General features: G+C 59.0%; 13 protein-coding genes. 9 read left to right on the top strand and 4 right to left on the bottom strand.

Going from position 1 to position 12656, the window contains the following annotated elements; translation table 11 throughout:
- Positions 1 to 17: 17 nt before the first annotated feature.
- Positions 18 to 560, bottom strand: coding sequence for a DUF2314 domain-containing protein (locus PRI8871_RS13235; RefSeq protein WP_108886704.1), 543 nt, complete (start codon positions 558 to 560; stop codon positions 18 to 20).
- 321 nt (positions 561 to 881) lie between these two features.
- Here PRI8871_RS13235 and PRI8871_RS13240 point away from each other — a divergent pair, with 321 nt between their 5' ends.
- The 5 genes from PRI8871_RS13240 to PRI8871_RS13260 all read left to right on the top strand — a co-directional run bounded on the left by PRI8871_RS13240 (position 882) and on the right by PRI8871_RS13260 (position 6889).
- A complete protein-coding gene (locus tag PRI8871_RS13240) occupies positions 882 to 1220 on the top strand; it encodes a P-II family nitrogen regulator (RefSeq protein WP_108886705.1) in 339 nt (112 codons plus the stop codon).
- A 64-nt stretch (positions 1221 to 1284) separates the two neighbouring features.
- Positions 1285 to 2691: a type I glutamate--ammonia ligase gene (gene glnA / locus PRI8871_RS13245; protein ID WP_108886706.1), complete on the top strand. Its 1407-nt coding sequence runs from the start codon at positions 1285 to 1287 to the stop codon at positions 2689 to 2691.
- Positions 2692 to 3422: 731 nt separating this feature from the next.
- On the top strand, positions 3423 to 4931 hold the full coding sequence (locus PRI8871_RS13250) for a hypothetical protein (RefSeq protein ID WP_108886707.1): 1509 nt from the start codon (positions 3423 to 3425) through the stop codon (positions 4929 to 4931).
- Positions 4932 to 5189: 258 nt separating this feature from the next.
- Entirely contained in the window at positions 5190 to 5948 is a 759-nt protein-coding gene (locus PRI8871_RS13255) for a hypothetical protein (RefSeq protein WP_108886708.1), read from the top strand.
- Between the two features lie 98 nt (positions 5949 to 6046).
- Positions 6047 to 6889: a hypothetical protein gene (locus PRI8871_RS13260; protein WP_108886709.1), complete on the top strand. Its 843-nt coding sequence runs from the start codon at positions 6047 to 6049 to the stop codon at positions 6887 to 6889.
- Here the strand turns inward: PRI8871_RS13260 and PRI8871_RS13265 are convergent.
- The 3 genes from PRI8871_RS13265 to PRI8871_RS13275 all read right to left on the bottom strand — a co-directional run bounded on the left by PRI8871_RS13265 (position 6873) and on the right by PRI8871_RS13275 (position 8866).
- The gene (locus tag PRI8871_RS13265) at positions 6873 to 7613 is read right to left on the bottom strand and encodes a heme-dependent oxidative N-demethylase family protein (RefSeq protein ID WP_108886710.1); all 741 of its coding nucleotides are present in this window, start codon (positions 7611 to 7613) and stop codon (positions 6873 to 6875) included. The two genes, PRI8871_RS13260 and PRI8871_RS13265, sit on opposite strands and share 17 nt — an antisense overlap.
- 89 nt (positions 7614 to 7702) lie before the next feature.
- Complete coding sequence (locus tag PRI8871_RS13270) at positions 7703 to 8302, bottom strand: biotin transporter BioY (RefSeq protein ID WP_108886711.1); 600 nt, start codon at positions 8300 to 8302, stop codon at positions 7703 to 7705.
- 132 nt (positions 8303 to 8434) lie between these two features.
- Complete coding sequence (locus tag PRI8871_RS13275) at positions 8435 to 8866, bottom strand: DUF6314 family protein (protein WP_108886712.1); 432 nt, start codon at positions 8864 to 8866, stop codon at positions 8435 to 8437.
- Between the two features lie 143 nt (positions 8867 to 9009).
- Here PRI8871_RS13275 and purB point away from each other — a divergent pair, with 143 nt between their 5' ends.
- The 4 genes from purB (at position 9010) to PRI8871_RS13295 (ending at position 12656) form a co-directional block, all read left to right on the top strand.
- Complete coding sequence (gene purB, locus PRI8871_RS13280) at positions 9010 to 10317, top strand: adenylosuccinate lyase (RefSeq protein WP_108886713.1); 1308 nt, start codon at positions 9010 to 9012, stop codon at positions 10315 to 10317.
- 108 nt (positions 10318 to 10425) lie between these two features.
- Positions 10426 to 10578 (top strand): adenylosuccinate lyase, encoded by a 153-nt coding sequence (locus PRI8871_RS13285; protein WP_108886714.1) that lies wholly within the window; start codon positions 10426 to 10428, stop codon positions 10576 to 10578.
- 62 nt (positions 10579 to 10640) lie between these two features.
- Positions 10641 to 11702, top strand: coding sequence for a flagellar motor switch protein FliG (locus PRI8871_RS13290; RefSeq protein ID WP_108886715.1), 1062 nt, complete (start codon positions 10641 to 10643; stop codon positions 11700 to 11702).
- Between the two features lie 66 nt (positions 11703 to 11768).
- On the top strand, positions 11769 to 12656 hold the full coding sequence (locus PRI8871_RS13295; protein WP_108886716.1) for a lysophospholipid acyltransferase family protein: 888 nt from the start codon (positions 11769 to 11771) through the stop codon (positions 12654 to 12656).

The following is a 12656-nucleotide window of genomic DNA, read 5'->3' on the forward strand; positions in this document are numbered from 1 at the left end:
TCATGCCAAGGGCCGGATCACCAGCCCCGTGGCAAGGGTTGATCGGCCAGAAAGCCGCGCATGATATCAGCCCGCGCCGATGTCATGCTGGGCAATTCAGCCCGCACAGAAAAGTACCCATAGGCCCGGCCATTTTGCTGGAACGACCAGTCATAGACCTGACCCTGACGAAAGGTGACAACCCGGCCTTGGGCCATTTCGTCGATGGTTGCGCCATCCGACACCAGCGTTCCGCGGAACAGATCGCCCTGAACGCGGGTGAACTGCTCCACCCAGATCCGTTCGACATCCGGCCCGTCAGCGAATTCGACCTGCAGGGCCATATTGTTCCAACCATCGGGGCGCTGTTCGGCTTGCGCCACAAAGGCATTCAAGTGCTGCCGCGCCATGGCTTCGGCCTCTGCGAATGTACCGTCTTGCACCTCCACCTGGCCGCTAGCCTGTGCTGGGGAGTCGAGCCCCAGAAGCGAGTCGAGTACACCAACCTGATTCAACACCAACACAGTCGCAGCCAACCCGCCCCAAACCAATGAGCGGGTCGGCGAAAGGGAATAAACCATTCGCTCTTTGACCTCATTTTATAATTTTGACCTACACGCAGGACGTGCAGCTGCCCATTTGCCTAGGCTCAAAAGGCGAGAACGTGGCGCTTCAGGGCTAAAATTTTGACGTTTCCGCTATCGGTCGGTATGCCGAGGGGCGAAAAACATGCCCGACCAACAGGCTTTCTTCAAACTGCACAAATTTCAGGCGAATTGACTAAATTTTGCACGCGACCGCTTGGATTCCCGACCCTCCCCGCGCTATGAGAGACGAGAATATTGTCCAGACTGCCGATAAGTGGTCTGAGCGGACCGACACCGAACGTGAGGAGACAGGGCGTGAAAAAGATCGAAGCGATCATCAAGCCATTCAAGCTCGACGAAGTTAAAGAAGCACTTCAGGACGCTGGCATTCAGGGTCTGAGCGTTGTGGAAGTAAAAGGGTTCGGCCGCCAGAAGGGTCACACCGAACTCTACCGCGGCGCAGAATATGTCGTAGACTTCCTGCCCAAGGTCAAAATCGAAGTTGTTCTGGACGACGATCAGGTTGATGGCGCGATTGCTGCCATTGTTGACGCGGCCAAGACCGACAAGATCGGCGACGGCAAAATCTTCGTCAGCCCCATCGAACAAGCCATCCGCATCCGTACCGGCGAATCCGGTTCCGACGCGCTGTAAAATTCTGTGTCCCGCCTTCGGGCAGTGACGCAAGACAACCCCAACACAGAAAGGGATGAAGGGAATGAGCAAGGACGCAGTTCTCAAGACAATCAAGGACGAGGATATCGATTACGTCGACATCCGTTTCACCGACCCGCGCGGCAAGTTGCAGCACGTGACGGTCGTGTCCGACCTGGTCGATGAGGATTTCCTCGAGGAAGGCTTCATGTTCGACGGTTCGTCCATCGCAGGCTGGAAATCGATCGAAGCATCGGACATGAAACTGATGCCCGACACCGAAAGCGCCTATATCGATCCGTTCTATGCCGAGAAAACCCTCTGCATTCACTGCTCGGTTGTGGAACCGGACACCGGCGAAGCCTACGATCGTGACCCGCGCGGCACCGCAGCCAAGGCAGAAGCCTACCTGAAGTCCTCGGGCATCGGCGATGTGGCCTATTTTGGCCCGGAAGCAGAATTCTTCCTGTTCGACGACGTGAAATACGCTGTTAAGCCGAACAAAGTATCGTTCGAAGTTGACGCCGATCACGCCGCTTGGAACACCGACGCCGAATTCGAAATGGGCAACCTGGGCCACCGTCCGGGCTACAAAGGCGGCTATTTCCCGGTGAACCCGTCGGACGACGGCCAGGACATCCGTTCGGAAATGCTCTCGACCATGAAGCGTCTGGGCATGAAGGTCGACAAGCACCACCACGAAGTTGCGACCTCGCAGCACGAACTGGGCCTGATCTTCGGAACGCTGGTTAAGCAAGCCGACGAGCTGCAGAAGTACAAGTACGTGATCCACAACGTGGCTCAGGCGTATGGCCGTTCGGCAACCTTCATGCCGAAGCCGATCAAAGGCGACAACGGCTCGGGTATGCACGTGAACATGTCGATCTGGAAAGACGGCAAGCCCCTGTTCGCTGGCGACAAATACGCAGATCTGTCCGACGAAGCCCTGTACTTCATCGGCGGCATCCTGACCCACGCCAAGGCTCTGAACGCCTTCACCAACCCGGCGACCAACAGCTACAAGCGTCTGGTTCCGGGCTTCGAAGCCCCCGTTCTGCGCGCCTACTCGGCACGCAACCGCTCGGGCTGCGTTCGTATTCCGTGGACCGAATCGCCGAAGGCAAAGCGCGTCGAAGCTCGCTTCCCCGATCCGGCAGCAAACCCCTACCTGTGCTTCGCGGCCCTGCTGATGGCTGGCCTCGACGGCATCAAGAACAAGATCCACCCGGGCGAAGCGTCGGACAAGAACCTGTACGACCTTCCCGCAGAAGAGCTGGCCGGCATTCCGACCGTCTGTGGCTCGCTGCGCGAAGCGCTGGACGAACTGAAGGCCGATATGGACTTCCTGCTGGCCGGTGACGTGTTCACCAAAGACCAGATCGAAGGCTACATCGACCTGAAGATGGAAGAAGTCATCGACTTCGAAACCACGCCGCACCCGGTTGAGTTCGTGAACTACTACAGCTGCTGATCTTAGCACTGTGTAAAAATAGAAACGGCGCCCCCTTCGGGCGCCGTTTTTCTTTGGCCTGAATCCTTGGTCAGACGATGCCGAAAACACGCATGATTCCGGCAGGCAGGACGCCTCCAAAAGATATCTCTTTGGTTAGCGCTAAATCCCCTTAGATAGTCCAGATTGTTTCTACCCAAGGTCGATTGCGTTAACCAATTCTAAACTTCCACGAAGTTTCGACACATTCCAAACATGATTCCCCCCGAGATTGGCCACGAAATGCTAAAGGGGACAGGGCATTGTACGACACCGCCACAGCACAAACAGCTGACCAGACGGGGCCTGCACATCGTTGCAGCCATGTCGCTCAGCTGACGCGGCAATCGGTTCACCGCGTCCCCCGACAGGTTTCCCATCCACTCCTCCAGATGCGGTCACAGCGGCTCCAGACGCTGTTGGCCCCCTCTTATTCATCCTGTCGGCCCAGACGCATTCAAACGCATCGTGCACACGGGATGAATAGGCGCCGGTCTTCCTTTTGTTTCGGGAAGTCGGCCCAACCGGGCTGTGTATCAGGCCCGGTTCGGTGTCTCCTCACCGGTGCATTCGCTCACGTGCAGTGGCGAAAGTTAGCTAAAACGCGCCTTTCGCCACTGCATTAACACAATTTTCGACGTCCGAGCCTGATTGTTGCCAGAATCGAGGGTTAACAATTGATCAACGTCACACATCCCGAAGGAACAGAGGCAATGGACGTACAGGCAACACTTCTTTATCGCAGCTTGCGGTCGCTGGACTTCGCCGCAATGGTCGCAGCCGTGAACGAATTGATCGGTGCGCCGGACATGCAGCTTCAGATGACCCAGCCGGGCGCGGACGGATCAATCCTGTTCACGAACCCGCAGTTCCATGTGCTGGTCACGGCTCGCAACGAAAAATTCCCGTCTTCCTTGCTGCAAAGCGCACTGGACGCGCCGATCACGCAGATCAAGGACTATGACTTCCCGGATGCCATTCAGGCCCACCGCCAGTTCCTGACTGTCACGGTCGGCAACGGCCCGGTTCAGGTGAACAACAACATCCGCGAATGGATGGGCCGTATGGGCACCGCCGCGGCGGACGCCCCCTATCCGATTGAAAACAAGCTGGTCATGCTGAATGCATTCGTTCAGTTCCTGGTCGATCATGACACCCCCGAATGCGTCCACTGGGCCCAGTCCGATATGATTTTCTCACCGCAGGAAATCATGGAAGCCCGCGACATGCCATTCCCGCTGCCACTGGTGGTCCGTCCGACCCCGATCATCGACACCGACGACATGGGCCTCGACATCATCGGCCTGCGTCTGGAACAGTCCGAGGTCTTCCTTGGCCGCACCATGGTGTGCGAACCCAGCACCCTGCCCTTCGGCGAGGTCATGGGCATCACCATGTGGCTGATGAGCGAACGCATTCAGGATCGTTTGTCGCTGCACCACGGCGCCACGCTGGAAACCCCCGGTTTCCCGACCCTGTACCTGCGCCACGAAGCGCCCGACGCCGCTGACGCGCAAGGCCGTGTGGTTCTGACCCAGGTTCAGCCGATCAGCGAACGCGAAAACACCAAGTTCAACTTTGCTGGCGCCCGCTGGAACACCCCGCGCCCGTCCGAGCAAGGCCACGAACATATTCCGGCCCGTGTGATCCATGCGCACCCGGCACCGGTTGCCACATCCGCCCCCGACTTTGTGTCGGACCGGGTTCAACAGGCCCCGGCCTATGCGGCACCGGCAGCACCTGCTGCTCCGGCGCTGGAAGTTGTCGAAGCCAAGGCTGAACCTGCCCCGGCAGAGGCTGCGCCCGTCGAAGCGGCAGTCGAAGTCGTCGCCGAAGCACCGAAACCGGCGGCACCCCAGGCTGGCAATTCGATCGCATCGGCCCTGAGCAAAGCCGCAGCCACCCCGCCGCGCACCGCAGTCGCCGCCGCACCGGCACAGCCTTTTGCCAAACCTGCCGCGCAACCGAGTGCTGCAAGTCTGACCGCTCCGGCCGCATTGACCGCCGCAGCCGAAGACAAGACCAAGCGCAAGTCCGGCATCGCGGGTCTGATCCCGATGCGCGCGATTGCCAGCGTGGCCGCAGTCTGTCTGGTACTGGCCGCAAGCCTGACCATGCTTCCCAAGATCATCGGCGACGACGTAACCGTCGCCGATATCACCAAGCTGAAAAGCAACAGCAGCCTCACCGTTCTGGCGGGGCCGCGCAGCGCCGGCAACTAAGTCTCTTATTTATTATCCGGCACGTAAGCCCATTGGCGCAGATCGCATCTGATTGATGTGGCTGCGCCTGATCTTTTTTAAGCACCCAATTTTTGGTATCGACATATCCTCAAGGAATAGTGCGTCACAAACAATTAACCATATGAGCGTATTTCTGCCGCATTAACCTATTGGATACCATTTTCCGCCCCATTTGCCACAATTTTACCAAACTTCAACTTTAGATCACCGATACCCCCTTCGATATCGGTTGAAGCAATGCGAAACGCCAAAGCAATATATGCCTCTATTATTTTCCCATCAGCTGGGGAAATGGATCCCAATGCCTATCGCGCAACGGTCCGCAATGCTTTGATCCGCAATGACATGCGTCTTGGCGCTTTGCCCATCGGCTCAGAAGACGGAAAAATTTGGAAATCCGACAGCCTTGCCGTACACATCCAGCCTGACCCGTTCAGCGACTACGGCCCAAAGGTCACCTTCCGCGTTTGCCAGTTGGACGAATCAGAACTGGCAATGTCCAAAAAAGCCCTGAAAACGCTTAAACAAATCATCCTGACCGCAATCGTGCGCACAGATGCCGACCTGGTTGAGTGGCTAAGGCCGCGGACATTGCTACTTAAAGATGAACTTTCGGGCCTTGAAATATTCAAGTCGGCAGAGTCCGAACACCAAAAGGAAACAAAGCGGGCGTCACTGCCCGATTTATCAAACATATTTGAAACAGAAGATGTTGACGCTACTTCGCATAACAATTATCAAAAGATAGTTGACTTTAACGTCAACGAGCGTCATAAGAAGGCCGAGAGTCGAATAAAAGCGGCAGCTTGGTTAATTACTGGGACAACCAGTTTTCTTTCCCCCGCTGTCGCTGGCGCACTTGCCGTTACAAACGCGCGCAGTGCTGATTTCAGACTTTCAACCCAGGCGTTAAGCTTGGCCGGGACATATTCGGCACTACAATCCCATGGCTACATGGACGTTGTTACCAATCTGTTACTTCACGGCCATGTTTAATCCTTAATATTTTCTTTAAAACGTCCTTTCGACGCGCATTTTGCGCCCCAATTGCACCTCATGGTAGAGCGTACTAGAAATGCAATCGGAGTGAGAAAATGACTTCAGGTCTACAGTCCGGTAACGAGGTTGCAATTTTGTTTAACGGTGACGCTGGGCAGGCACGTGGTCTGTTTGACGTCAAAGAAATGCTCTGCGAGCTGCGCCGCGATCTGGCGCTGCTGAAACGCCCCCTGCGTATCCTGCGCCACATTCCCGGCTGCTATGTCGAGTTTGCGAGCGGTGCGCTGCGCGGTTCGGTCGTCTATATGGATGCCAAGGCACCCACACGTCTGTTCGACGTTCAGATGATCGTTGGTCGCGGCCAGATGACTCAGGCAAAGCGCCAGATGGTGCAAAGCCACAAGTCGCATCTGTCGGTGACCGTGGATGTCGATCGTGATGACGATGACAAGCGCCCCCCAATGAGCGCCCTGTCCGCCCTAAAGCGGATTGCGCAATCGGTCCTTGGCCGCATGACCCACAAAGATCCGGCGATTGTGTACTGGGGCCCGTCTGTCGAAACCTTCGACCGCCCCCAGGCCTTGGCCTTCTTCGGTAGCAAAAGCATGATAACCGCCAGCCGCTTTGCCGATCTTGCCCCCGCGCAGGAACCGCGCCGCAACAAGCCGCTCCATGCACGCCCCAATGGTGACGGCCCGCTGATGGATGACATTGCCAAGCAAATGCGCGAACGTCCTGCGCCGATCTATCGCCGCGACCCGTCGCAGCTGATCAAGCAGGCTTGGTTCGGGTCGATGGAACTGGCCAATAGCGGCTATGGCAAAGTCGCCGCAGGTCTGGCGCTTGGCATTCTGCTGCACGCATCACTCAGTGAAACGGTCCGCGTCGAAGAAGCCATGGCAGAACCCGCGCAAGCGCAGTTCATCGCAACGGAGTAACGCTCCAACCCGGCCGCAGCACATAGCTGTGGATTGAAAAGACGACGGCCCCGCTTTTGGGAAGCCGCTTTAGCACCTGTCGTTCTGAACGCATGTATTTCGTGCCTTCAACTGCAGGCCGTCTGGGGGCTGCTTCCAACCGGGGCTGGAACAAGGAAGGATCGCTGTACCACATCGCGTTGTACCGCCACAGCGGCGCATCATCGCGAAGGCAATCGAACAGCCGCCCCACCCGGCGCGCCATGGTAGGATCGTATTCGTCCACCGGCGCGTGGATGGCCGTCATCGGCCGCCCTATTTTCTCAGCCAGCGTCCAGCTCGCCGGAAAACAAAGTATTGCCGCCACCAGATTATATTCGCCGTCCGACGTCGGACGCAAAAGGCACAGGTCTTCTTGTACCAGTCTTCCCGCTGTCTCTAGGGGGGACGTGTTGGTCAGGTCGATCCAAGCGCCATCGGGTCGCTGGCACCGCTCATCAGCGACCCGATAGCCTTTTGGCAAATGCGTCAGGACGTGCTGTAAAAGCTCCGCGGCGGCGTCTTCGGCGCCCGGTTGCTGCGCTTTGACCAAGTCCGGCGTTTCGGTCAGCAGGCTATCGCGCAGGGCCATCTGGCCCGCGTGCGCCTCATCCGCGATCAACCACGGCAAATTGCCCAAAGGGCGGATACCGGGCAACCGGTGCCGTGTCAGCGGGTCGTAGGGGATGTTGGTTTGTAGGATCATACGCCGGTTCTAGGCCCGCGCCGCCCTGCCGCCAACGAAAAAGGCGCGAGCCGAAGCCCGCGCCCTTAGGTCAATCAGATCGATTTCAATCAGCCGCGTGCGCGACCGACGAATTTCCATGCCATCGGCAGAACCAGTGCGGCCAGCGCCAGCTTGATCACGTCGCCAACCAGGAACGGGGTCAGACCCCACTGAAGGATCGGCTTGTCCCAGCCATACAGCATGCCCAGCCAGATCAGGCCCGGAACGTAAATGATGACGTTGCCCAGCAGCATCGCACCGGCCATTTTCACCGGCGACCGGTCCCAGCCCTTGCTGGCCAGAACGCCCAAGGCAACGGTGGCCAGAACGTAGCCAACCAGATAGCCGCCCGTGCCGCCCATCATGTACTCAAGGCCAAACTTTTCAGCCGACGATCCGGCGAAGACGTCAAAGCCAAGCGCACCAACCAGCATGTAACCAAGGATGGTTGCCAGACCAAGGCGCGCGCCATAGGCGGCGCCAATGCTCAGAACGGCGAAGGTGCCCATCGTGATCGGGACCGGCCACATCGGCACTTTGATCTTTGCGGCAACGGCCAGCGCCAGAATGCCGAACACGACCAGAGCGACCTGCTTGATACGCAGCGCGGCGCCTTCATTGGCGCCAAAGGCGTCTACTAGAACACCACGGTTAAGAGCCAAGCTCATCGGGAGATCCCCTTTCACATATGTTGCGTTAGAAGCTGTTTTGCCCCAACTGCCCCTGTCTCGCAAGGTGCATCTGCGGTGCAGCATCGGCTTTCGCGCAAAGCTGCATAGTGCGCGACCCACTTTGCAAAGTCATTTCTCCAAAAACTTTGCAAACTTTGTAGCCATGACATAATCCTTGCGCGGGCCTTTCACCGTCCAAGTTGCCGACCAGTTTGGCCAGTCCTCAAAGTCATATGACACCGCATATTGATCGGGGTCGCACCAGTGATCGGCGCTGACTGACGGCTCTAGCGCGAAGTCATGGAAGAACCGGCCATCCTCAAAGAACACCGCAATCGTTTGGCCAACCTGCCGCCAAAGATATTGCCGTGTGCCCGCCATCCGCCCCCCATCCGGCAGGGTCATATGCCCCTCTTCGCGGTAAAGCCAATCACCGCCGTCCTTAGTTTGGGCAATCTCGCACAGCCCGTCGAAAGTCAGAACCTGCCCCGCCTGCGCATCGTCAATCCTGCGCGACAACTGCCAGCGCCCTGCGAAGTCGGCGATATGCTCAGGCGTCATGCGATTTCCCCCAGTTTGGCTTGCCGCGCTGTTACCGCGCAGGCCCCCGCGATGACAAGCGGCGCAACGCCGCCTTGAGCATACGCCGCGTAAGGTATAAAGCCCGCGCTCAAAGCTCCTTCCGATGATAAAAAGGTCCGCCGATGATCCCTCGTTATGCCCGCCCCGATATGGTTGCCATCTGGTCGCCCGAGACCAAGTTCAAGATCTGGTACGAGATCGAGGCCCATGCCTGTGACGCGCAGGCCGATCTGGGCGTGATCCCGCGCGAAAACGCCGACGCGGTCTGGAAAGCCAAGGACGTGGAATTCGACGTCGCCCGCATCGACGAAATCGAAGCCGTCACCAAGCATGACGTCATCGCCTTCCTTACGCACCTTGCCGAACATGTCGGCAGCGAAGAGGCGCGATTTGTGCACCAGGGCATGACCAGCTCGGACGTGCTGGACACCTGCCTGAACGTGCAGCTTGTCCGCGCCGCTGACATCCTGATCACCGACATGGAAAACCTTCTGGCCGCGCTGAAAAAACGCGCGCTGGAACACAAGATGACCGTTCGCGTTGGCCGCAGCCACGGCATCCACGCAGAACCCACCACAATGGGTCTGACCTTTGCCCGCTTCTACGCCGAGATGGACCGCAACCTGACCCGCCTGAAACTGGCGCGCGAAGAAGTGGCCACCGGCGCGATCTCGGGCGCGGTTGGCACCTTTGCCAACATTGACCCGCGCGTCGAAGAACATGTCTGCGCCAAGTTGGGCCTCAGCCCCGAGCCAATTAGCACGCAGGTCATCCCGCGCGACCGTCACGCGATGTTCTTTGCCACGCTGGGCGTGATCGCATCGTCGATCGAGAACGTCGCGATTGAGATTCGCCACATGCAGCGCACCGAGGTTCTGGAAGGCGCGGAATTCTTCTCGATGGGCCAAAAGGGCTCGTCGGCGATGCCGCACAAAAAGAACCCGGTTCTGACCGAAAACCTGACCGGTCTGGCCCGTCTTGTCCGCATGACCGTGATCCCGGCGATGGAAAACGTCGCGCTTTGGCACGAACGTGACATTTCGCACAGCTCGGTTGAACGTGGCATCGGCCCGGACGCGACCATCACGCTGGACTTCGCGCTGAACCGTCTGACCGGCGTGATCGACAAGATGCTGGTGTTCCCGCAGAACATGCTGGACAACATGAACAAATTCCCCGGTCTGGTGATGTCGCAGCGCGTGCTTCTGGCCCTGACCCAAGCGGGTGTGTCGCGCGAAGACGCCTATTCGATGGTGCAGCGCAACGCGCTGAAGGTCTGGGAAGACCGCGTCGATTTCCGCGAGCTGCTTCTGGCCGATGCCGAGGTTGTGGCCGCATTGGGCGAAGAGGCGATCAACGCCAAGTTTGACATGGAATACCACACCAAACACGTCGACACGATTTTTGCCCGCGTTTTCGGCGAAAGCTGATTGCTTGCACAGTAAGTTTAGGGGGCCGTCCATCTGGGCGGCCCTTCTTTTTTGGTTTGGCCCATTTTTGTGGTAGATTGATCGGATCACACTGGGAAAGGGCCCGCTATGACACTTGCCAGACTGCTTCTGTTAGCCGCCGTTTTGACCCCCGGCGCAACGCTTGCCCAAGAAACGCAATGTTCCGACCATACGCCCACCTGCGCAGCGGGGTCGGTCTATGACGCGGAAACCAATAGCTGCAAGATGGTGACCGGTTAAGTTTAACCGACTGGAAACCTTGGGACGCTATCCGTTGAGGAAACTTGAACGGAGCGTCCGGTATGGAACACTTGCACTCACTCGCGGCCCTGCCCGCGCCTGCCGCCGCTCCGGCGACGCGGAAACCCTTGTCGCGCAAGGCCAAGGCCGCGATTGTCGTGCAGTTTTTGCTAAACGAAGGCGCCGAAATCCCGCTGACCACCCTTCCGGATGATTTACAGGCCGAACTGACCTTTCAAATGGGCGCGATGCGCTATGTGGACCGCGACACGCTCAACGCCGTCATCGCCGAATTCACGGCTGAGCTTGAGGCGGTGGGCCTGCGCTTTCCCGGTGGGATGGCCGGGGCACTACATGCGCTGGATGGCAAGATCAGCCCAAAAACCGCCCGCCGCCTGCGCAAAGAGGCCGGGGTGCGCCAAGCAGGCGATCCTTGGGTGCGCATTGGCGGCTTGCCCCAGGAAAAACTGTTGCATTTCGCCTCCGCCGAAAGCATCGAAGTTGCCGCCGTGATGGTGTCCAAGCTGGATGTGGCCAAGGCCGCGCAACTGCTGGGCCAATTGCCCGGCGAACGGGCGCGGCGGATCACCTATGCCATGTCCCTGACCGGCAATATCACCCCCGACGCGGTGGACCGCATCGGCCTTAGCCTTGCCGCGCAACTGGATGCCGAACCCAGCCGCGCCTTCGATGCCGCCCCCGTGCAGCGCCTTGGCGCGATCCTGAACTTCTCCAACACCGACACGCGCGAAGATGTCCTGACGGGGCTGGACGAATCTGACGCCGAATTTGCCGATGCGGTGCGCCGGGCCATCTTTACCTTCGCCAATATCCCCGACCGTCTGCGCCCGCAGGACGCGCCCAAGATCACCCGCGACGTCGATCAGGCGGATATCGTCAACGCCTTCGCCGGCGCCGCCACGCCCGAAGAACAAGCCGCGGTGGAATTCCTGCTGCGCAACATGTCCAAACGCATGGCCCAAACCCTTCAGGACGAAGTGGCCGACCGGGGCAAAGTGCGCCCCCGCGATGCCGAGGCCGGGATGTCCGCCATCGTCGCTGCCATCCGCGATATGGAAAAATCCGGCGAGATTGAGCTGAAGCAGACTGACGAAGACGAATGACACGCTTGAGCTTTGCAGCCCATCCGCCTATCTCGGCACGGCAACAGATGCTGCCAAGCGGAACCGATGACCGACACGCCCGACACAGACGCCCCGAAAGGCACCCGCGCCCAATGGCTGACGGACCGCGTTTTGCGCGGGCTGATCGGTCTTGCGCTGGCGCTGCCGTACCGGATGCGCGTGCCCATGATGGGCTGGGTTGTGTCGCGCGTGGTGTCGCCATTGGCCGGATGGCCAAAACGCATCCGCGCCAATCTGGCCCATGCCTGCCCCGACCTGCCCGAGGCCGAGGTCAAGCGGCTGTGCCGCGCCGTGCCCAACAACGTTGGCCGCACCATGATCGAGATTTACTCGGGCCAAGAATTCAAGGACCGCGCGATTGCCGCACCGATTTCCGGGCCGGGGCTCGACGCGCTCGAATCCGCCCGCGCCGAGGGTCGCCCGGTGATCCTTGTGACCGCGCATTTCGGCAATTACGACGCGGCCCGCGCCAATCTGATCGCGCGGGGGCACCATATGGGCGCGCTCTATCGGCGTGCCTCAAACCCGTGGTTCAACGACCATTACGTGCGCGCGATTTCCGCCATTGGCACGCCGATGTTCGAACAGGGCCGCAAAGGCATGGCGCAGATGGTGCGCCACATCAAATCGGGCGGCGTGCTGGGCATTCTGACCGATCTGAACGCCTATGGCGGCGAACGGCTGGATTTCTTTGGCCAGCCTGCGCTGACCTCCACCATCACGGCGGAATTGGCGCTGAAATACGATGCGGAACTGATCCCGGTCTATTCTGTGCGCCAACCCGACGGGCTTGGCTTTCAGATCTTGGTGAATGCCCCGATCCCGCACACCGATGCCGTCACCATGACCCAAGCCGTCAACCACGACCTAGAGGCGCTGGTGCGCGAAAACATGGGCCAGTGGTTCTGGATTCATCGCCGCTGGAAGGCGTAA

This window comes from Pseudoprimorskyibacter insulae (assembly GCF_900302505.1).
GTDB classification, from domain to species: Bacteria; Pseudomonadota; Alphaproteobacteria; order Rhodobacterales; family Rhodobacteraceae; genus Pseudoprimorskyibacter; species Pseudoprimorskyibacter insulae.